General features: G+C 62.7%; 20 protein-coding genes and 1 pseudogene. 6 read left to right on the forward strand and 15 right to left on the reverse strand.

Translation table 11 applies throughout. The features are described from left to right. Positions 1 to 851: 851 nt before the first annotated feature. Together MTX21_RS39345 and MTX21_RS39350 are read left to right on the forward strand one after the other, a co-directional pair. Positions 852 to 2765: a nucleoside-diphosphate sugar epimerase/dehydratase gene (locus tag MTX21_RS39345; protein WP_280969784.1), complete on the forward strand. Its 1914-nt coding sequence runs from the start codon at positions 852 to 854 to the stop codon at positions 2763 to 2765. Position 2766: 1 nt separating this feature from the next. After that, positions 2767 to 3987 (forward strand): glycosyltransferase family 4 protein, encoded by a 1221-nt coding sequence (locus MTX21_RS39350; protein ID WP_280969785.1) that lies wholly within the window; start codon positions 2767 to 2769, stop codon positions 3985 to 3987. Positions 3988 to 4113: 126 nt separating this feature from the next. Here the strand turns inward: MTX21_RS39350 and MTX21_RS39355 are convergent, their stop codons facing one another. The 4 genes and pseudogenes from MTX21_RS39355 to MTX21_RS39370 all read right to left on the reverse strand — a co-directional run bounded on the left by MTX21_RS39355 (position 4114) and on the right by MTX21_RS39370 (position 6994). Then, complete coding sequence (locus MTX21_RS39355; protein WP_280969786.1) at positions 4114 to 4332, reverse strand: hypothetical protein; 219 nt, start codon at positions 4330 to 4332, stop codon at positions 4114 to 4116. Positions 4333 to 4338: 6 nt separating this feature from the next. Beyond that, positions 4339 to 4965: a hypothetical protein gene (locus MTX21_RS39360; RefSeq protein WP_280969787.1), complete on the reverse strand. Its 627-nt coding sequence runs from the start codon at positions 4963 to 4965 to the stop codon at positions 4339 to 4341. Next, positions 4962 to 6152 carry an ERF family protein gene (locus MTX21_RS39365; RefSeq protein WP_280969788.1) on the reverse strand — a complete coding sequence of 397 codons (1191 nt, stop codon included), beginning with the start codon at positions 6150 to 6152 and terminating at the stop codon, positions 4962 to 4964. Before MTX21_RS39365 ends, MTX21_RS39360 begins: the two co-directional genes overlap by 4 nt. After that, positions 6136 to 6994, reverse strand: a pseudogene (locus MTX21_RS39370) (YqaJ viral recombinase family protein). The gene MTX21_RS39365 and the pseudogene MTX21_RS39370 overlap by 17 nt, the downstream one beginning before the upstream one ends. A gap of 295 nt (positions 6995 to 7289) precedes the next feature. Here MTX21_RS39370 and MTX21_RS39375 point away from each other — a divergent pair. Beyond that, on the forward strand, positions 7290 to 7799 hold the full coding sequence (locus MTX21_RS39375; protein WP_280969789.1) for an HAD family hydrolase: 510 nt from the start codon (positions 7290 to 7292) through the stop codon (positions 7797 to 7799). 148 nt (positions 7800 to 7947) lie between these two features. Further along, the gene (locus tag MTX21_RS39380; RefSeq protein WP_280969790.1) at positions 7948 to 8340 is read left to right on the forward strand and encodes a hypothetical protein; all 393 of its coding nucleotides are present in this window, start codon (positions 7948 to 7950) and stop codon (positions 8338 to 8340) included. A gap of 406 nt (positions 8341 to 8746) precedes the next feature. Here MTX21_RS39380 and MTX21_RS39385 read toward each other — a convergent pair whose 3' ends face one another. The 3 genes from MTX21_RS39385 to MTX21_RS39395 all read right to left on the reverse strand — a co-directional run bounded on the left by MTX21_RS39385 (position 8747) and on the right by MTX21_RS39395 (position 10928). Beyond that, positions 8747 to 9418 carry a hypothetical protein gene (locus tag MTX21_RS39385; RefSeq protein WP_280969791.1) on the reverse strand — a complete coding sequence of 224 codons (672 nt, stop codon included), beginning with the start codon at positions 9416 to 9418 and terminating at the stop codon, positions 8747 to 8749. Positions 9419 to 9485: 67 nt separating this feature from the next. After that, entirely contained in the window at positions 9486 to 10403 is a 918-nt protein-coding gene (locus MTX21_RS39390; protein WP_280969792.1) for a recombinase family protein, read from the reverse strand. Positions 10404 to 10604: 201 nt separating this feature from the next. After that, on the reverse strand, positions 10605 to 10928 hold the full coding sequence (locus tag MTX21_RS39395; RefSeq protein ID WP_280969793.1) for a helix-turn-helix transcriptional regulator: 324 nt from the start codon (positions 10926 to 10928) through the stop codon (positions 10605 to 10607). A gap of 213 nt (positions 10929 to 11141) precedes the next feature. Here MTX21_RS39395 and MTX21_RS39400 point away from each other — a divergent pair, with 213 nt between their 5' ends. Next, on the forward strand, positions 11142 to 12098 hold the full coding sequence (locus MTX21_RS39400; protein WP_280969794.1) for a restriction endonuclease: 957 nt from the start codon (positions 11142 to 11144) through the stop codon (positions 12096 to 12098). A gap of 59 nt (positions 12099 to 12157) precedes the next feature. Here the strand turns inward: MTX21_RS39400 and MTX21_RS39405 are convergent, their stop codons facing one another. The 6 genes from MTX21_RS39405 to MTX21_RS39430 all read right to left on the reverse strand — a co-directional run bounded on the left by MTX21_RS39405 (position 12158) and on the right by MTX21_RS39430 (position 16751). Beyond that, the gene (locus MTX21_RS39405) at positions 12158 to 12910 is read right to left on the reverse strand and encodes a site-specific DNA-methyltransferase (RefSeq protein WP_280969795.1); all 753 of its coding nucleotides are present in this window, start codon (positions 12908 to 12910) and stop codon (positions 12158 to 12160) included. A gap of 265 nt (positions 12911 to 13175) precedes the next feature. Further along, positions 13176 to 13517 carry a ParB/Srx family N-terminal domain-containing protein gene (locus MTX21_RS39410; RefSeq protein ID WP_280969796.1) on the reverse strand — a complete coding sequence of 114 codons (342 nt, stop codon included), beginning with the start codon at positions 13515 to 13517 and terminating at the stop codon, positions 13176 to 13178. 78 nt (positions 13518 to 13595) lie between these two features. After that, the gene (locus MTX21_RS39415) at positions 13596 to 14036 is read right to left on the reverse strand and encodes a hypothetical protein (RefSeq protein WP_280969797.1); all 441 of its coding nucleotides are present in this window, start codon (positions 14034 to 14036) and stop codon (positions 13596 to 13598) included. A 24-nt stretch (positions 14037 to 14060) separates the two neighbouring features. Beyond that, positions 14061 to 14570 carry a DUF5681 domain-containing protein gene (locus MTX21_RS39420; RefSeq protein ID WP_280969798.1) on the reverse strand — a complete coding sequence of 170 codons (510 nt, stop codon included), beginning with the start codon at positions 14568 to 14570 and terminating at the stop codon, positions 14061 to 14063. Further along, the gene (locus MTX21_RS39425; RefSeq protein ID WP_280969799.1) at positions 14551 to 15282 is read right to left on the reverse strand and encodes a hypothetical protein; all 732 of its coding nucleotides are present in this window, start codon (positions 15280 to 15282) and stop codon (positions 14551 to 14553) included. The genes MTX21_RS39420 and MTX21_RS39425 overlap by 20 nt, the downstream gene beginning before the upstream one ends. A 245-nt stretch (positions 15283 to 15527) precedes the next feature. After that, complete coding sequence (locus tag MTX21_RS39430) at positions 15528 to 16751, reverse strand: AMP-binding protein (RefSeq protein WP_280969800.1); 1224 nt, start codon at positions 16749 to 16751, stop codon at positions 15528 to 15530. 86 nt (positions 16752 to 16837) lie between these two features. Between MTX21_RS39430 and MTX21_RS39435 the strand changes: the two genes are divergently transcribed. Next, entirely contained in the window at positions 16838 to 17989 is a 1152-nt protein-coding gene (locus MTX21_RS39435; RefSeq protein WP_280969801.1) for an AGE family epimerase/isomerase, read from the forward strand. A gap of 58 nt (positions 17990 to 18047) precedes the next feature. Here MTX21_RS39435 and MTX21_RS39440 read toward each other — a convergent pair whose 3' ends face one another. Together MTX21_RS39440 and MTX21_RS39445 are read right to left on the reverse strand one after the other, a co-directional pair. After that, the gene (locus tag MTX21_RS39440; protein ID WP_280969802.1) at positions 18048 to 18887 is read right to left on the reverse strand and encodes an ABC transporter ATP-binding protein; all 840 of its coding nucleotides are present in this window, start codon (positions 18885 to 18887) and stop codon (positions 18048 to 18050) included. A gap of 182 nt (positions 18888 to 19069) precedes the next feature. Next, positions 19070 to 20353, reverse strand: coding sequence for an ABC transporter substrate-binding protein (locus MTX21_RS39445; RefSeq protein WP_280969803.1), 1284 nt, complete (start codon positions 20351 to 20353; stop codon positions 19070 to 19072). Between the last annotated feature and the right edge of the window lie 2 nt (positions 20354 to 20355).

Consider the following 20355-nt stretch of genomic DNA (forward strand, 5'->3'; position numbering starts at 1 on the left):
ATGCGTTAGACGGCCGAGGAGCAGAGTCCTCTGATTGCGGTTGGTCCGAAAACGAAGCGCATTGTGCTGCAATTGATGAAACGAATACGAACTGCTTCACTCCAGTATCTCGGGCGGCCTGAGCTAGCGACGCTGTGCCCTTAACGTTGACCAAGTTATAGGACTGTTCGCTTGCACGCCTGTGTGCGACTCCTGCCAGATGAACAACAGCATCGCATTGTGACAGCAGCGGACGCCAGTCGAATCTGCTGGCCAGATCTGGCACCCGAATATGCCTGATCCTCTCATGCCTCGCGTCAAGGGTCCCTCGTGCGGCGGCCAGTACGGTAAATCCCTGCCCAGCGAGATACTTGACTAGGTGCCGGCCAACGAAGCCGTCGGCTCCTGTAATAAGCACCATTTTCGTCATGCGAAGCTAAGCCGTTTGGCGCAAGGTTTCAGAAAGCAGTGAACGTAAGACTCGTAGGCGGGGTTGTATCGTGTGTCAACGTCCGGGTTCTGGCGGTTTCCTCCTCTTCGGGCATCGTTTCGTGGTGTTGCAGGCGCAGCAGGTTCCAGTCGCGAAATACTACCTTGCGGCGGCTGCCGCTCGGAATGTCGTCGAATCGTGTCTCATCCAGAATCCTTTGCTAACATCCATTGGGAATAACTCGATAAGGTCTGCGATTATGCCGCTGAGGTTGTTCAGAACGTCGTGTGACGATAATGCTCCACGACAGCCTGTGTATGGGTATGGCAGGTCCAGTTGCTGACCAGCCAAAATCAAGGATAGGCGGGCTAGCAAGAATTTGCATGCTCGACGAGTGACACGTATCAGTGGTAGGGAAGCTCAGTAAAATCGTCGGCCACGGATGACCCGCCTTTCGCATCTCACCTTGCGCAATTTCCTGATTGCGCTCCACGACCTGTTGGCGACAACGGCGGCGCTGTTCGTCGCGTTCTATGTGCGCTTCGAGGGCGGCGAGGGCTTTGTCGAGCGCCTGCCGCTGCTGTTCGAGATCCTGCCCTACTTCCTCGCCTTCAGCGCGGTCGTGTTCTTCATCTTCAACCTGACGGATAGCAAGTGGCGCTTCATCTCGCTGCCCGACGCGCTGAACATCATTCGCGCAGCAACCGTGCTGACGGTGGCGCTCCTGGTTCTCGACTACATCTTCGTCGCCCCCAACATCCGCGGTGGTTTCTTTCTCGGCAAGGTGACGATCGTCCTCTACTGGTTCCTTGAAATTTCCTTCCTCAGCGCGTTGCGACTTATCTATCGCTACTTCCGCTATACGCGCGTGCGCCGCCATGCACGGATCGACGATGCCGCGCCGACGCTTCTGATCGGCCGCGCCGCGGATGCCGAGGTGCTTCTGCGCGGCATCGAGAGCGGCGCCATCAAGCGCCTCTGGCCGGTCGGTGTGTTGTCGCCATCGCGCGCGGACCGCGGCCAGACCATCCGCAACGTGCCGGTGCTGGGCGGCCTTGACGATCTCGAGGACATCAACAACGACTTCGCCAAGCGCAACAAGGCCATCGCCCGCGTCGTCATGACGCCGTCCGCCTTCGAACCGGAGGCCCGTCCGGAGTCGATCCTGGTGCGGGCGCGTAAGCTCGGCATGATCGTCAATCGCATGCCCTCGCTCGAGAGCGGTGACACGCCGCGGCTCACCGCGGTTGCGGTCGAGGACCTGCTGTTGCGGCCGAGCGAGAAGATCGATTACGCGCGCCTGGAAGCCCTCATCGCGGGCAAGGCGGTGATCGTCACCGGCGGCGGCGGCTCGATCGGGGCCGAAATCTGCGAGCGCCTCGTCGCCTTCGGCGCGGCGCGTCTTCTCATCATCGAGCATTCCGAGCCGGCGCTCTACGCAGTCACGGAAGCGCTCGCGGCACAGGGTGCCGCTGCCGCGATCGAGGGCCGGGTCGCCAACATCCGCGACCGCGAGCGCATCATGCGCGTGATGGCCGAGTTCAAGCCGGACATCGTGTTCCACGCCGCCGCGCTCAAGCACGTGCCGATCCTCGAACGCGACTGGAGCGAGGGGGTCAAGACCAACATCTTCGGCTCGATCAACGTGGCCGATGCGGCGCTTGCCGCCGGTGCCGAAGCCATGGTGATGATCTCGACCGACAAGGCGATCGAGCCGGTGTCGATGCTTGGCCTGACCAAGCGCTTCGCGGAGATGTATTGCCAAGCGCTCGATCACGACCTCGCGGTCGGGGCCGGCAGCGGCAGGCCGCCGATGCGGCTGATCTCGGTCCGGTTCGGCAACGTGCTGGCGTCGAACGGCTCGGTGGTGCCGAAATTCAAGGCCCAGATCGAGGCTGGCGGCCCGGTGACGGTCACCCATCCCGACATGGTCCGCTATTTCATGACCATTCGCGAGGCCTGCGACCTCGTCATCACCGCGGCGACGCACGCGCTCGGCGCGCAGCGTTCGGACGTCTCCGTCTACGTGCTCAACATGGGCCAACCGGTCAAGATCGTCGATCTGGCGGAGCGCATGATCCGATTGTCCGGCCTCCAGCCCGGCCACGACATCGAGATCGTGTTCACAGGGATGCGGCCGGGCGAGCGGCTGAACGAGATTCTATTCGCCTCAGAGGAACCGGCGGCCGAGATCGGTATCGCTGGCATCATGGCCGCGCAGCCGAACCAGCCGCCGATGCAGGTCCTGCGCAAATGGATCACGGCGCTCGAACAGGCAATCGCGCGCGACGATCGGGCCACCATCAGGACCATCCTGAAGGATGCCGTTCCGGAATTCGGGTCAACAGCGGCCTGACATGGAATCGCTTGGCAAGATCGTCGTCGCGAGCCAGCATTACCCGCCGGATCCGAGCACGACAGCGGCGATCATGGCTGAGATTGCCTGCCATCTCGCGCAAGCGCACGACGTCGTCGTGTTGTCCGGCTCTGCCGGCGCGTCGCCGGCATCGCAGACGGGTTCGGGTAAGCCGCGGATCCTGGCGGTCAAGAACCGGATGGCGGGAAAGGCGGCGCTGGTGCGGCGAGGTGCGGCCGAGCTTCTGTTCGCCTCGCGCACCTTCCTCGCCTTGATCCGGGAGCTGCGGCACGGCGACGTCGTGCTCACCGTGACCGCGCCGTTCATGCTGCCTTACGCGGTGGCCGCGGCAGCCAGGCTCAGGCGCGCGCGCTCCGCGCTGATCATGCACGATCTCTTCCCTGATGTCCTCGTCATGGCGGGGATGCTGAAACCCGGCTCGATCCTGACCAGGATGATTCGCGCAGCCAACGCCCGGATGTTTCGCGCGCTCAATGCCGTCATCACGATCGGCCGTGATGCGGAAAGGCCGCTGCTGAGCTACCGCGGCATGACGCGGAACAAGATCCGCTTCATCCCGAACTGGGCGACGCTCGTGCCGGCTCCGCGTCCGCTGACATCCGACAATCCGTTCCGTCGGGGGCTGCCGGCCCGCTTCATCGTCGGCCTGTCGGGCAATCTCGGCTTCACGCATGATCCGGAGATCGTGTTCGCGGCGGCGCGCCTCTTGAAGGACGACGCGGACATTCACTTCCTGCTCTCCGGCTGGGGGATCGGGTTCGAGCACTTGAAGCAATTACAAGCCGATGCAAATCTGCCGAATGTCAGTTTCGTGGCGCGGGTCGAGGATGCACAGCTTGAGGCATTGCTGGCGGCCGCCGATCTCTGGATCATTCCGTACCGGAAGAACGTCGCAGGGGTATCGGTACCGAGCCGATTCTACAATCTGCTGGCGGTCGGCCGACCTGTGGTGCTGGTCTCCGAGCCCGCGGCCGAGGCCGCGTTGACCGTGGTGGAAAACGAGCTTGGATGGGTCGTGACGCCGGGGCGGGCGGATCAGCTAGCGGAGGCGATCCGTGCGGCAGCGCGTTCCAACGACGGCACCATCGCAGCACGTGCGATGAAGGTCGCCCTAAAGTTTGATCGCGCCACGGCGATGGACGCTTATGCTGACCTAGTCGACGAATTGTTGCGAAAGCCCGATCTGATGGAGCAACGATGAGCGAACGCAAATAGTCGTGCTTGTGACGGACGCTCCGATAGAGATTCAATCGACTGGCGCGGTAAGTAGGCACCGCGGACCACACCGAAGCGCTTTCGGCTTTGCGCGCCCGCCTGGTGCCTATTCTTACATCAAGCTTTCAATCGCCGTGATCGCATCGTGTAACCGGCTCGCGTCGTAGACGAGTTGGTCCAAATCCATCGACACTCGGATACACTCTGAGATGCTGCCTGCATCAGCACAGGCACGAGCGGCTTTTGCGATCAGCGCCGCGTCCGTTAGTTTGGCATGAAGCCCGGCAAGCAAGGCTTTAATGGTGAGCTCTGCAACTTGCGTGTCTATCATGTCACCTCATCTATCGAATTTTGCCGCAGCAAGGGTCCTTGGCCGGCTCAGTTGCGCCGAGCGGCAATCGGAAGCCATGCCGCTCGATCGTCGAAAGTTATTGAGCTCTTTCAGGAGGAGCAGGTGCCGAAGCTGCGCGCCATTCAGCAAGGCTTCGAAGACGGAGAGGACCTCGCGCGCCTGGACGTAGACCTCCATGCTGATGGTATGTTGATCAAAGCCGTAGGAGGCGAGGCGGGCTTCGATGTCATGCGCGGCGACCGGATCCAACTGCCAATCCAGGGCGTTCTGGACTGTGTAGAATTCCGCGGTGCCTTGCAATTCCGGAGCGATGCCCACCACGTCGATACGCCGGAGCGTCGTCTCAACCGCCTTTTGGCGGTAAGCGCTCAGAAGGCGGTGTCGCAGCACGCGATAGCGCTGCATCTCCCAGGATAGTTCGGCGATATCGATGGCGAGGAGCCATTCGACGGCTGATTGGGGAGCGATGTTCCGGAAGATTGCCGCCTGAAGGGCGTGATAGTGGTCCAGGCTTTCTCCAGGGAGCAATTGGGGAGGGGGACACAAAGCCTGGAATTCGATCGGCAGCGCAGTGACGGTTTGCGGTCGTGGACTATCGAAAGGTGCGTTCATTGGCCTGGTGCCTCCAACAGGCGCTGCGAGGTGGTGCCGCTATTGACCATGTTTGCTTCGCTTTCCGCATGCACGGGGCTCGCCTCCCAAAGCTCCTTGGCAATCGGGAGCGGCGCGATCTGCATGTTGACCCACCATGCTCTCTCGTCGCCATGCCGATGCAGGCTTTGGTGATGAGAGCGGCAAAGCGGAACGGTGAATTCGTCGCTGACTTTGCGTCCGAGCGCTCGTGGTTGCGCGAACTTCAAATGGTGGGCATCAGCGGGGCTCTTGTGGCAGACAAGACAAGCCTGGCTCCGGACGAACGCAAGATGCGCCTTGCTCCGCTTCCTTTGCGGCTCCTTCGGGAAGGCGAGGCCGACCTGTTGCCGCTCGGGAAGGGAAGCGACCTCCGCTCCGACTGGATCTGCATTCGCCGCAAGCTGCCCGTCCACCAGAGCTGTATCGGCCGGTGACATCTGATCCTGCTCTGCTCGGCTGACGTCGGGAAGGGCGGCTTCCGCGAGTTTCTTCTGGTAGGCGGCCTCAAGAATGCGGGCGTCCGCCGCCAGAAGGGTATTTTTGAGAGCGAGGCTGACCTTGGCCCAGGCTAGAAGGCCGTCGCCGGCCTCTTGGGATGCCAGCTCGCCCAGGAGCCGCTCCAATAGCTCGGCCGAGCGCTCCGGCGGCAGGACCGGGGGGCGGTTCAGAACACCTCTCGGCGGCTTTCCGTTCGGGCCTGGGGCGGCTTTTGGCTCGGCGGCGGCTGGAGGTCCGACGGCCGCGTCCGGCGCGTCGAGATCGTCCTCTCCGGCGATGCCAACCAGGGCGAATAGGGCATAGCGGCGGGCGTAGGTGAGCGCCGCGCCCATCCGGTGCGGCGCTTCGACGTCCTTGGAAGCGCAGACCGGCCAGTCCGACGAGATCCATTCCCCGGAGGCGTGGGCGAGCAAGGTGGTGAGATGGATCTGGCCTGTCACCTGCTCGATGCGGGTGGTTTGGATGGTGGCGATCTCCTGCTGGCTGAGCGTCTTGCGGACGATGTCCAGGCCGCTGGCGAGCGAGGCGTAGCGAAAGATCCGGTCTTCCTCGCGCGGGAACGGAGACCTGATGATTGCGCTCAGCGTCTTCTCCGGGTTCATCAGCTCGGCCTGGGCCCGGGCCAAGGCGGCTGCGATGGTCCCGATGCGTTCACTGGATTGATGCATGGGCTCCCTCCACAGCCTGAGCCTCGAAGCTGATCGCCCCGGACTTGGAGCGCTTGGCCCTGATCCCGTGGCCGATTGCCTCCCTGGCATCGTCCGGCATGAGCTTCTTCAGGTCCGCCTTGGCCGTCTCGTGCTCTCCATGCGCGTCTCGGGTCCGAAGATAGGTGGCGGCCAGCTCCGCCCATTGGTTAGAGGTCGACATATCGACGACTTTGACGGCTTCGAGCCTTGGGCGGCGTTTCGATGTTGAACGGTGCAGGTGATTCACCCGACTGGACGCAGCGCCAGAATTTCTTCTCGGCCGTGAGCAGGAGGTGCTGATAGAGCGGGTCGGCGTGCACCTTGATCTCGACCCATTTGCCGCCGCCCGTGATGATCGAGAGAACGGACGTGCGGGCGGCAATGACCCACATGTTGTGCTGCAATTGGGCCATGTGTTTCTCAGCCGCCGCTTCCTCCGTAAAGGCCCACGGCAGCATGAACTTGGCCTCGAAGACGCTACCGGTTTGTTCGACGACGCCATCGAGCGTTGCAGCCATCCATTTGTGGACGGGATGTCGAACGCGCTTCTGAATGTCCTTGACCGTGTGACCGGAGAACCGCTGGTACCAGGCGCGATTCAACACCTCGGTCACGGTGCCGAGCTGAACGATCAGGTTGTCCGAGAGATCTTGAGATTCGACCTCACCACGCTTCTCCCGCCACAGCCGAACGAGCGCGTCCTGGTCGTCCCCCATGATGATGCGTGCGTCCGATCCGCCGATGAAATGACGTCGGTCGTTGGGATTGAACTTTATGATCTGGCTTGGCGTATCGGGGCCGTCCGCCTGGACGAAAGCCATCGGCATCTCCTGTTATCACCTGGCGAATGCAGCTCCTGGCTGCACTGCCTTGAGCCCCGCATCTGCGAGGTGAGATACCGGCGCTGCCCGCGCACCTGTTCGAATCAGTAACGCTCCAATTGCCGACGAATGCCAGTCTTATCTGCAGCAAGATTGTTGCTCTTTTGGGCGCGCCAAATGAATGTCAAGCGAACACTACCGGCCTATCCGCCTCCCTTGCGAAACGAGTTGAGAAGAGGCGCCAACTGTCCGAAAATGTCGGCGTCCGTTCGGTGCATCTGGAGTCAAAGATTCAATGCGTCCCGCCGTTTTCTTCGATCGTGATGGCGTCCTCAATGAGGAGGACGGCTACGCTTTTGATCCGAATAAAATTCGGTGGGTGGCGGGCGCCCAGCAGGCCGTCAGAGCGGTCAATGACGCGGGTTACTTCGCTTTTGTAGTGACGAACCAATCAGGGATCGCCCGAGGTCTTTACGAGGAACGCCACGTTCAAATTCTGCATGAATGGATGTCGAATGAGCTCGCCAAAATGGGCGCTCATATTGACGCCTTCGAGTTTTGCCCCCACCACCCCGACGGACGCATCGCTCAATATCGGCGCATTTGCAGCTGTCGCAAGCCGCAGCCTGGAATGATCAAAGCCCTGCTGAACCGGTATCAGGTGAGTATCGGTGAAAGCTTCCTGATTGGCGACAAACAGAGCGACCTCGATGCCGCACACGCGGCGGGCGTTACGGCGTATTTGTTCGAGGGGCCGAACCTTAAGGCATTCATCGCCCCACTCTTGCTGAATCGATCACATTGATCGTTCGCACCCAGAGCAACTCACTCAAGCGCTCGATGTGGAATGCGCTCCATTCTGCCGCAAGAATGTTGCTCATTCTGCTTCGGGGGCTTGATATCCAACGTCGGTGCGAGCGGGTGCTGACATTGCAGGACCGAGCAGGCCCAGGATGACATCAAAACGACAAATCGAAGCCAATCGTGCAAACGCGAAGAAGAGCAGCGGGCCGAGGACCGCCGCCGGGAAGGCGAGGGCGAGCAGAAACGCACGCCGACACGGATTGTCGCGATGGGTTGAAAATGCTTCCCGTTCGAACGCGCTGGCCGAGCTGATTGTGGCGGAATTGGACGGGCCGAATGGTGAGCTTGCGGCGCAACATCTTGCTCAAGCCAAGCTTCGACTATTTGACATCCAACATGCCCGATGCCGTCTGCTTGCGGCGTTGATGGAGTGTCCTGGGCCACAACAATTGAAAGATTTGGCCGGCCTGGAGCGCTACGAAAAGATTGCGCGGGCGAGACAGCGGCGTGGGCTTAAGCACCTCGATGGCGTCAAGATGTGAGGAAGAGGGCAGCAAGTTCGGCTCGGAGCGAGTAGGCCGTCGCAATCCTCAACACCTCTGTGCGATCCCCCAATCCGCGCACGCGGCCGCCGTGCGTCAGGAGGGGGAGGACATCCGCATCGAAGTGCAAGTTTCCAGGCATTTGGCGGGGGCAGGCCCGGCGGCTGATTGTGGTGGGATGGGTGCAGGTCCGCAAAAGGCCTGCGGTCCTACACGAAAATCATCCTTGTGCCGTCGGGCAAAACAGTGGTTCATAGGGTGCTGGTCTCAACTGCGATACGAAGAACCAGCACCATGGCCGATGAATCTGAGGCGTGTTCCGATCTATCGACAATCGCCAAACTCAATGGAGACTTTTGCAGGAACTACGGAAGGCGCCTGGGGGCGTTCCTCTACCTGCGCTCGATCAGTGCCGCCCGCGGACGTTCCTGGTTTTGGGCCGGCTTGCTTTCGGCCGGTTGCTCGATGGTCCTGGAGTGGCTGGGCCGGCACGGCCTTCCTTGGTAAGCCGTCGCGTGATCGCCCGAACGAGCGCGTTAGCCGTGTTGAAGCGCGCAATCCCACGTCGTGCTCGCGCCGCCTCGGAGAATCGAACCGTTCGCTTGACCTTGCCGTCGGTCGGCAGCAGCACGTAATCGAGCACCGCGTTATTGTGCTCGGTCAATCGAATGGCGGCGATCCAGCCTGGAGGCAGACACGCCTCCCGCTCAATGCTCCAATGCGGCGCGTGGTTTTGCTTCCGACCCGGGGTCCAACGCGCGGCCCTAACGGACAAACAAGTTGATCCATTGACACGCACGCAGTCGCTCCAGCCGCCCGGATGTGTGTGCCCACCAGCCTTCCTGATCGCGCTAACCACCTGCAAGAGCAGCTTGGCCCTGAGTTCCGTCCACAGCGGACGCGAATCGATAAATTCATAGCTCCGCTTCGGTGTGTAGCCGAGCAACCGATAGAGATTGCGCAGACTCCCAAAGTGGGTTTGACAGGTCGCGACACAGGGAAGGCCGGGCGTGCTGTCGATGATCAATCGGGTGAGGCGCCCTTCTTTGAGGAGCGTTCTGCGCAGCCGAACCAGCATTTCCTGCTCGGTGAGGTCGACGCGCCGCTCCTCGATGATCTTGTTGACCTTGACGAAGACGCTGCGATCAATGATCGGTTCGATACATCCTTTCAGTTCTGATCCACTGCTCAGGGGGATTGTTGATGCGGGTCTGCCGCAACTTCCAAGACTTGCGATTGAACAGGAGGTTTCCGATATAGCTTTCGTTTCGAAGTACGGCGCCGACCGCTGCGCTGGTCCATGGTGCGGCGGTACTGGAAGCTATGCCCTGCTTGTTGAGCTCCCAAGCAATCACGGATTCGGATCTTATTTCCAAGAACCTGTCGAACATCCATTTCACGACGGCGACTTCCTTTGGATCACCGGGCCGCACTCGAATGTGATCCGTGGTGATGTATTTCCGATCGCCGTTCTTCAGCACCCCTCTTGATTGCATCTTTTCATCGACGAGCTCGCGCACCAAGGCGTAACCTGCGCGGCCGCAAGGCTTATAGCCGAGCCGGGCAAACCGACACTGGCCGGCATGGACCTTCGCTGAAAGCTCGCGACTGTATTCGGCCGCCATCACTCGCTTGATGTTCTTGACGATACTAGCGAGCATGCTGCCGTCGTTGTCGAACTGTTCAGCGCAATAGGCGACTTTGATGCCGGCGCGCTTGCAGACGAATTCGTAATGTGCGCTCTCGTCAACATCCTGGAAGCGTCCCCATCGGCTTACGTCGTAGACCAGGAGGTGACCAAAGTCGGTCCGCCCGCTCTCGACATCTTGGAGCAATTCGAGGAGACCGGCCCTGTTCTTGAGGAGCAACCCGCTCTCGCCCTCATCTTTGTAGGTGCGGACGAGCGTGAGATTATGCGCGTGAGCGTAAGCTGCAATCACCGCAGCCTGATTTTGAATTGAATATTGCTGCCGGTCTGTCGACATCCGAACATATTGAGCGGCTCGAAGGGTGAGGAGCGACTTCGGCAGATGGGCCTTGTGAAGTATGAGCGCGTTACTCATGGTTCACCTCGCCACGAAGCCGGTTGCGGACGGATAGAACTCCCTGGGCTTTTGCGGTTCAAGTTTTTCGAACGGCGTCAGTCAGCGTTGGGTCTGGGAAAAAGATTTGGTGACGCTGGCGCTCCGCACCGAGCCGCGCGGCTAGGTCGTGAGGTTGGGCGTCATAGATGAGGGGGCCGATCCCCTCGGGCTTTCGCGGTTCTAGCGGTTTTGGGATTGTTGAACGCTTGTTGGCGAGTAACCCGGCGGTTCGAGGCGACCGCCTGGACGAGACTTGAGCCTATCGCGTCCTGGATTGCACGAAACGGCGAAACAGCTGACCGGATCAGCTCCCAACGCTTCGGCAATGGTGACGAACTCGATCACATCAAGCCGGCGTTCGCCGGTCTCGAATTTGGCGACGAAGGATTGTGGCTTGCCGAGCTTCTTGGCGAGCGCCTGTTGGCGGATGCCCGCCTTATGTCGCGTTGCGACAAGCAGCTGGATCAGGCGGGCATATTCGGCGGATCTGAGCGACTTTTCCATGGCCGCCGGGCGGTTTCGAATCGGCGGCAGGCAATCTGATCCCAGATCGGGATTATCCCAAAATAGGATCGCATTAACTCTGTTCTGGTAGCGGCCTGCGTTCCGGCTCGACTTCGCGCGCCAGCGGAGCGAAGTCGACCCGTGTTGTTGGCCGTTGAGCGGAGTTGAGAGGTGGATGGACGGAGACCGGCGCGTCGGGCTCAACCGAGTGGCATGGAGCGTGAATGCGCGAAGGCGCAGCCGTTCAAGGTGGGCGCGGTGCGCTACATCAAGCTGGGTCCGGCGGGGCGGTGGGCACGGAAGGCGATTTCCGACGGCATCGTCCCGTTCGGCTATCGCTTTGTGGGGCATGAGGCCTGCGTCGGGGAGGACTGGGACGAGGTGCGCCGGCAGTTGATCGCGGCGGGTCGTAACGACCGGGTGCTGAAGGATGATGAGCGCGAGCTGAAGGAGTTTTATGGGCTGGGGGAGGATACGCTCCGGTTCACGGTGGCCGACGGCCAGATCTGGTGGACGTTTGCGCAAGCCAGCGTTTGTGAGGGTGACAAGGACGACCCGGACGCGCCGCCTAGGTTCCGGCGCACGCGCACGCCCTGGTGCAACGCATCGCTCGGTGGGGACCCGCTGACGGTTCGGTCCTTAAGCTCGGCCCTGACCAGCACGGCGAATTACCGGCGGACCATCTGTGCGGTCCAGCGGGCCGACTATCTGGTGCGGCGGATTCGCGGCGAGGATGAGCCGCTGCGGGCCCAAGCCAACCAATTGATCGCAGATATGACCGCGACCGCGGTGGCGCTGATCCGGCGGTTGGATTGGCGGGATTTCGAGACGTTGGTCGATCTGATCTTCGCTCACAGCGGCTATAAGCGCCAAACCGCGCTCGGCGGCGCCCAGGCCGACATCGATTTTATAGCAAGGCAGCCGCTGACCGGAGACACCGCTTGGGTCCAGGTCAAATCCCAGGCCTCGCAGGCGATGTTTGAGGACTATGTTGAGCGCTTTCGCCGCGAGGCATGCGCGGCCTCGTTGTTCTTTGTCTATCACTCCGCCGAGCGGATGATCCGCTTAAGACGGCCGGCGCCCGACGTGCATGTGTGGTCGGCGCAGACGATCGCGGACGCTGCCGTCGAAGCCGGCCTGTTCGGCTGGTTGGCCGAGCGCGTTCTTTAAGGCGGTTCGCGCAGCCCGGCCGGCCGTGGATTGTCATGTCTGGCGGCCGGGCAAGGTCGCTATTCGGCGGCCTGGGCAAATCCGGCCGCAGGTGGCGCCTTCCGCCGGAGCGCCACCGTCTCAAACGGCTCGGACGTCGCCCCGAGGACCACATCGAGGCCGCACACCGCCTTCAGGCGGCGCAGCGCGACGTCGCAATAATGCGGATCGATCTCGATGCCATAGCCGATGCGGCCGGTTCGCTCCGCGGCGATGAGGGTGGTGCCCGAGCCGAGGAAGGGATCGAGGATGATGCCGTTGCGGCGCGAGCAATCGCGGATGGCGTCCTCGACCATGGCCACAGGCTTCACGGTCGGATGCAGTTGCAGGTCCGAGCGAGACTCGCCGAAGGCGTTCACGCCCGCATAGTTCCAGACATTGGTGCGGTTGCGACCATGTTTGCCGAGCTGGATGTTGTTGATGTGCGGCGCCGCGCCGGACTTGAACACGCAGACAAGCTCGTGCTGCGAGCGGTAGAACGAGCCCATGCCGGCGTTGTTCTTGGCCCAGATGCAGAGGTTCTTCAGCTCGCCGTAGACGCCTTCCGCAGCCGTCAGCATGTCCTGAACATGCCGCCAGTCGATGCACTGGAAATGGATCGCGCCGCTGACCGAATGGGCGACGAGATGGCCGAAGACGGATGCGAGGAAGGCGATGAACTCGGCTTTTGACATTTCGCCGGACGCCATGGCGAATTCGGGATGGCTGATCTCGCCATTGCCCGAGACATGGCCCTCGATCGGCACGTTGTAGGGCGGATCGGAAAAGACCATCTGCGCGCGCTTATCGCCGAGCAGCGCGGCGTAGGTCTCGCGCCTGGTTGAATCGCCGCAGATCAGGCGATGCTCGCCGATGTGCCAGACGTCGCCGGCTCTGCTGACAGGAGGCCCTGTGGCGGGCTCGACGAGCCGGTCTGCCGCGTCCCTGCTGGTGTTCGTATCCTCGAACGCCTCGGCGATGAGGATATCGATCTCCGGCGTCTCGAAGCCGGTGATGGCAACGTCCAGATCGATGTCGAGCTCGGACAGATAATGCAGCTCAAGGCCCAGCAGCCGCTTGTCCCAGCCGGCGTTCTCCGCAAGCTTGTTGTCGGCAATGACATAGGCGCGGATTTTCCGCCTCGGTCATATCGGCGAGCCGGACCGTCGGGACGCGGGAGAGGCCGATCCGCTTGGCCGCGGCCAGGCGGCCGTGGCCTGCGATCACGCCGTTGTCCTGGTCGATCAGGATTGGATTGGTAAAGCCGAACCTGCGGATGGCTTGGGCGATTTGCTCGATTTGCTTTTTGGAGTGCGTGCGCGCGTTGGTCGGGCGAGGCGTAAGCTTGTCGGTCTGCTGGTAAATGATGGTGAGGTCACGAAGGCTGTGTCGATCTTGCAATGGAAGGCTCCTTTTTGCGGGTTGCAGAAGGAGCCGTAGCGGACAGACGATGCGGCTTCACTCAGAATAAAGCCGCGGTCATTTTTTTGAATGAACCTCATTCAAGAACGACCGCCAGCTCATCGGAAGGCGCCATTCTCGGACGAGGTGTTCCGCGGCGCGTTCATGGGCCGGTCTTTGATCTGCTGCCCTTGCAGCATGTGCGGACCGCGCCTCGCTTTGCTTGTCGTCGCCGTCCTGGATCTGAGCCAGAACAGCTCTGTATTCGCCCATAGCGGCCCATAGGCGGAGTTGCGCACAGAGGCTTTTCGGTGGGCGCCCGCGCTTGGCTTTCAGCTCGCGCCGTATGCCCATGATGATCAATGGCCTCAGCCAGGACGGCAGCGGCTTATCCGGATTTGCTTCGAGCAGACGGGCAAGCTGCTCCGGCGTCGGCAGATTGCCGTTGTTGATTTGCAGCTCCCAATATTGGAAGTCGGTTTCGTCAAACAGATTGTAAAGCGTGGGCGTGACCGACATGCGCTTTGTCTCTGAAGAGGAAGCCTAACACGGGTGATATTTGCGATGCCGCGCCAACAGCGCCTCGCCGAGTTCGGTCGGCTCACCTCGCACCGCCTTTAGGAACTCCTCGGTCTCGAGGTTGACCGCGCTGCCGGGCTGCACGGCGTTTCGATTCCGCTGCTCGATCTCTGCTTGGTAGTCCTCGATCGAGGCTGGCGCCGGGACCAGCAGGAAGCGTCCTTTTTCGGTCGGGTCTTCGGACGAGAGGCGAGCGCGCAGTTCATCGATCAGGCGGATTGCCATCGGCTTGGCCTCCGCGGCTTGCGCTTTCAAAAGATAAAGGGCGATCGCGAGATGCGACAGCCGTTGTGGTTTTCCGCCGATGGTGATGGTTTGTGTCTTGAGGGCGAACTTCCGCGTCATAGCGTCAAGGCTGATAGAACCCTTCGGCCGGCCACGCGGATTGCCTGACTTGCCCTTGATAAATCTGGTATCGCCCGGCGGCGGGACGCGCCCCTGCGCAGACACGCCTTTAGTAGACGTCTTCGCCATTGGACCTTGCCCTTTCGAGGGCCTCCTGTTTGAGCTTGGCGATGTGCGCCGATTCCGCGTCGTACTCTGCCTTGTAAGCTTGGAAGACTTCCTCATCCCAGGGCGGGAGCCCGACCTCGCGGATCAGAAGGCGGGTGAGCTCGAGCGGCACGCCCTTCGGCCCGTGGATGACGCCGCTCGTAGGCTCGCGCGGCGGCGGCTCGAGCAGGCCAGCGCGCTCACAGAGCTCTAAGAACGCTTTGATGGCGCGGATTTCGCCTTTGAGCACGCGCTTGAAGAGGCCGTGCAAGGTGGCCTCGTGCAGGTGCATCTTGGTTTTCTTGCCGCTGACCTTGACCTCGAGAGGCGCATCGAGCAGGGCAGCAATGTCGGAGGTTTTGTCGCCACCCGCCGTGCGTTGTCGCCGCTCCGGCTGTCGATGGGCGCCGAACCGCGTTTCCAAAGGCGGCTTGCCGTAGCCAACTTTGTATGTGGCTTGGTCTGTGGCGGGATCGCCGTCGTGCTCGGGTTCGCTGTGCTGACCCATGATCTTGCTCCAGTTTGACGCCTCGGAGCGAGATCTCTCTTCCGGAAAACCCAGAACAAAGCACGCCGAGGCGCGGTCATTAACCGCATCCAGCTCGTCATCTTGTTTTGCCGGGGTTTCTGGGCAATTGGTCCGGCCAGCGACCGGACGCAAAGGATATTTAGGGTGCGAAATTGCAGTCGTCAAACATATTCAAGCCGCTGCAATGCTGAGGGTGACCGGCGCGATTTGTGGACAGGCAAACGGCCGTGATATCCCGCGCGCGAGTTATGATTTCCCGCTGGCGGGGAAGACATTCCCGTGCCCTTGGTGCGGGAATTTGGCGGAAAACCCCTTTATTTGCGGGGAGATGTTAGGCTTCCGCCGTGCTTGAGGGTGCGGATTTGATGGATTTGCCCTGTTAATTCCCGTGAGGGTCTTTCTGGCTGTGCTCACCGCTCATCCGCGATCACCTTGCCGTCGTTCGGCAGCTCCCCAGGGCTCACCAGCTCGACCGCCCCGCCAAGCTTCGTCACCGCGCGCAAAGTCGCCGCGACCTCCTCGCGCAGTGCATCGTTCGCGGCCGCTGTTTCCGCCCTCAGCGTCATCGCGTCGGTCTCGCCCTGACGCGTGACGACGAGCCGCAGCCGCCCCAAATCGCGGTGGCGCTTGCCGATCTCGGCGATCTGCTCGGGGCGGACGAACATGCCCTTGACCTTGGTGGTCTGGTCGGCGCGGCCCATCCAGCCCTTGATGCGCATGTTGGTGCGTCCGCATCTGCTCGGGCCCGGCAGCGCCGCGGTGAGGTCGCCGAGGGCGAGCCGGATCCAGGGATGGTGCGGGTCGAGCGAGGTCACCACGATCTCGCCGACGTCGCGTTCCGCGACCGGATCGCCGGTGCCGGGCTTGACGATCTCAAGGATCAGATCCTCGTTCACGACCATGCCCTCGCGCGCCTCGGTCTCGAAGGCGATCAGGCCGAGATCGGCAGTCCCGAAAGCCTGATAGGCGTCGATGCCGCGCGCCCTGATCTCGGCCTGGAGCGAGGGCGGGAACGCGGCACCCGAGACCAGCGCGCGCTTGATCGACGAGATGTCGCGCCCCGCGGTCGCGGCGGCATCGAGCAGGATCTTCAGGAAATCCGGCGTGCCGCTGTAGCCGATCGGGCGGTAGGCCTCGATCAGCTCGAATTGCTGCTCTGTATTGCCCGGACCGGCCGGGATCACGGCGCAGCCGAGCGCGCGGGCCGAGGCATCGAAGATGAAGCCGCCGGGGGTGAGGTGATAGCTGAAGGTGTTGAGCACGACGTCGCCCTCCCGGAACCCGGCCGCGAACAGCGCCCGCGCGCCGCGCCAGGGATCGGCCTGTCGCCCCTCCGGCTCGAAGATCGGACCCGGGGAGGTGAAGAGCCGCGGGAACGCGCCGGGAGTAGCCGCCACGAAGCCGCCGAAGGGCGCAGAGGCCCTCTGCAGGGCCGGCAGCTCCGACTTGCGCAGCACCGGAAGACGCGCCAGCGCCGCTCTGGAGGTCACCGAGGCCGGGTCGAAGCCCCTGAGCCGCTCGGCATAGGCGGGGGCGGCCATCGCACTGCGCAGCACGCCCGGCAGGCGGGAGAACAGCTCGGCCTCGCGCGCGGCTGCCTCGCGCGTCTCCAGGGCGTCGTAATGGGCGGTCATGGCTGGTCCTTACGGGTTGGCATCCGTTGCACGCCGGCGCCGGCATGGGTATCAGACGGCAACTGCGGTGGCCTGGAGAGATTGGGGTGGCGGACGAACGAATCATGGCGGCGGAGGGGACGGCGGACGTCATCGCGCGCCTGAAGCGCCGCCTGATCGACGAGGCGCTGCCGCTGTGGTCGGCGGTCGGCTGGGACGCTGCCGCAGGCGGTTTCGTCGACCGGCTGCACCGCGACGGCACGGCGGATGCGGCTGCGCCGCGGCGCGTGTTCGTGCAGGCGCGCCAGATCTGGTGCTATGCCAAGGCGGCACAGATGGGCTGGTATCCCGACGGCCGCGCCATCGCGCTGAAGGGGCTGGAGCACCTGCTGGCGAAGGCCAAGGCGCCCGACGGCCGGCCCGGCTACGTGCACCGGCTGACGCCGGAGGGCGCGGTGCTGGACGCGCGGCGCGACGCCTACGACCACGCCTTCATCCTGTTCGCGCTCGCGGCCGCTTATGCGCTCGAGCGGGACGCCCAGGTTCGCGCCGAGATCGACGCGCTGCTCGCCTTCCTCGACGGCCATTTGCGCTCGCCCCATGGCGGGGTGCACGAAAGCCTGCCGGTCTCGCTGCCACGCCGGCAGAATCCGCACATGCATCTGTTCGAGGCGATGATCGCCTGCTTCGACGCGACCCACGATTTGTCGTTCCAGAACCGCGCCGGCGAGTTCTTTGCGTTGTTCCTCGCCAATCTCTACGACAAGCAGAGGCGGATCCTGACGGAGTATTTCGAGGAAGACTGGTCGAAGATCGCGCCGGTCAGCGTCGAGCCCGGCCACCAGGCCGAGTGGGTGTGGCTGCTGAAGGGGTTTGAGCGCATCACGGGATGTCCGACCGGACAGCGGCGATCCGAGCTCCTGGCCACCGCGCTGCGCTATCGCGACGAGGCGACCGGCTGCCTGGTCGACGAGGGCGATGAGGCCGGCCACATCCGCCGCAGCACGCGCCGGCTGTGGCCACAGACCGAGATGGCGAAGGCCTGGATCGCGCAGGCCGAATCGGGCGAGGCTGGCGCGGCGGAGGAAGCGCGCGCGGCGTTGGTGCGGCTCGAACGGCACTATCTCAGCCATCCCGTGCGGGGCGGCTGGTACGATCAGTTCGATCGCGACGGCACGTCGCTGGTCGACACCATTCCTGCGTCGTCGTTCTATCATGTTCTCTGCGCAGTCACGGAAGCGGAGCAGGTGCTCGGATAGACTCTTGTGTTTTGACGCGTTTTCTTCACGCGAACCGGTTCCCACGTTGCTCGAAACGCTATAGCCAGCGCTTACGCCGCTTGAAACTCTTCAGGTTCTTGAAGCTCTTGCGCTGGTCGCCGGCGCCGCCGAGGTAGAATTCCTTGACGTCCTCGTTGTCGCGTAATTCGTCCGCGGTGCCGTCGAGCACGACCTTGCCCTGTTCCATGATGTAGCCATGGCTCGCCACCGAGAGCGCGGCGCGCGCGTTCTGCTCGACCAGCAGGATGGTGACGCCGAGGTCGCGGTTGATCTTCTGGATGATCGCGAAGACCTCTTTCACGAGCAGTGGCGACAATCCCATCGACGGCTCGTCCATCAAAATCATCTTCGGCCGCGCCATCAGCGCGCGGCCGATTGCGAGCATCTGCTGCTCGCCGCCGGAGAGATAGCCGGCAAGCCCGGTGCGCTCCTTGAGCCGTGGGAAATAGTTGAAGACCATGTCGAGGTCGGCATCGACCTCGCGGTCCCTGCGGGTGAAGGCGCCGAGCTTGAGGTTCTCCAGTGAGGTCATGTCGGCGACGATGCGCCGGCCCTCCATCACTTGGAAGATGCCGCGGCGCACGATCTTTTCGGGATCGATGCCGGCGATGGCGGAGCCTTCGAACAGGATCTCGCCGCGCGTGACTTCACCGTCCTCGGTCTTGAGCAGCCCCGAGATCGCCTTCAGCGTCGTCGACTTGCCGGCGCCGTTGACGCCCAAGAGCGCCACGATCGCGCCCTTGGGCACGTCGAGGCTGAGGCCGCGCAGCACCAGGATGACGTCGTCATAGACGACCTCGATGTTGCGCACGCTGAGGAGGGATGCTGCTGGCACGATGCTGGGCGACGGACGCTCGATGTGAGCCGCTTCACTCATGGTCAGTTACTCTCTCGATGTCGTCACCCGCCACCGGGTCGGCGCGAAGCGCCGCCCGATGACAGGCTCCGGCGGGTGACCCAGTATTCCAGAGACCGCCCGACGTTGCCTGAGAAGCCGCGGCGTACTGGATCCCCCGCTTTCGCGGGGGATGACAGTTGTGCGTGAGGCGAGCGTTGAGCTCACCACCCCAGCAATTCCGGCTTGCGCGGCAGCTCGATGGTCTTGACCTTCTCGAGCTTGATCGTGCCCTTGGCCATGAGGTCGTTGAGATCGCCGTCGGTCGCACCCGCGACCTTGGTGCGATAGAGGTCGACCTTGAGGGAGCCGCGGTGATCCTTCTCCGTCCAGGTCGAGGGATTACACACGCCTTCCATTCCGGCCGGCACCCAATCCTTCTTCTGATAGAAGCCTTTCGCCACGTTCTCGCCGGTGGCGCCGCCGTTCTTGACGGCCCAATCCAGCGCCTCCTTCATGTAGAGCGCCGAGCAGACCGCCGCGATGTAGTGCACGGGACGATAGACCTTGCCGGTCGGATCCGACATCTTGGAGATTTCCATCACCGTCTTCATGCCGGGCGCATCGCCGCCCCAGCTCACTGCGGTGCGCAGCGGGAAGATCACCCCATTGGCGGCATCGCCCGCGGTCTTGGCTGCGTTCTCGTCCATGCCCCAGACATTGCCGAGGAACTGCACGTCGGCACCAGCGGTCTTGCAGGCCTTCATAACCGAAATGTTCGAGGCCGCGGTATTCCCGAGATAGGCGTAATTGGCACCGGAGGATTTCAGGCTGAGGCACTGCGCGCTGTAATCGCCGGGCGACAGCGCGAACACCAGCGGCGGCAGTACCTCGAAACCGAGCTCCTGCGCCATGGCTTCGCCGGCGGCCTTCGGCGCGTTCGGGTAGGGGTGGTTGGCGCCCATGTGCACGAATTTCGGCTTGCCGGGCTTGCCCTTGGCCTTCCAGTCCTCGGCCGCCCACATCAGCATCGCGCGCAGCGAGTCCGAATAGCTTGGGCCATAGAAGAAATTGTAGGGCGCGGGCTTGGCCTTGCCGCTCGTGCCTTCCGGATCGGTAAGCGCAGCGGCGTATGAGCCCGACATATCGGGAATCTTGTCCTGGGCGAGGAAGCCGGTCAGCGCCTCGGTGTCGGCGGTGCCCCAGCCCATGATCGCCGCGACCTTGCTGTCGGGCGCCGACCACTTCTTGTAGAGCGCGATCGCGCGTGGCACCTGATAGCCGTAATCGTTGGTGTCGACGCTGACCTGCTTGCCGCCGACGCCGCCGTTCTTGTTGACCCAGGCGAAGGCGTCGGCGACGGCCTGGCCGTAGGGCTGGCCGACGTCGGAGGTGCCGCCGGAATAATCGGCGAGATGCCCGATCGCGATCTGCGCCTGCGCGCACGCCGAGAATGCGGCGATCGCCAGCGCGAGCGATGCGGTGCTCAGAAGCGATTTCGTCCTCATGG

The sequence above is a fragment of the Bradyrhizobium sp. ISRA430 genome (genome assembly GCF_029909975.1).
GTDB lineage: Bacteria > Pseudomonadota > Alphaproteobacteria > Rhizobiales > Xanthobacteraceae > Bradyrhizobium.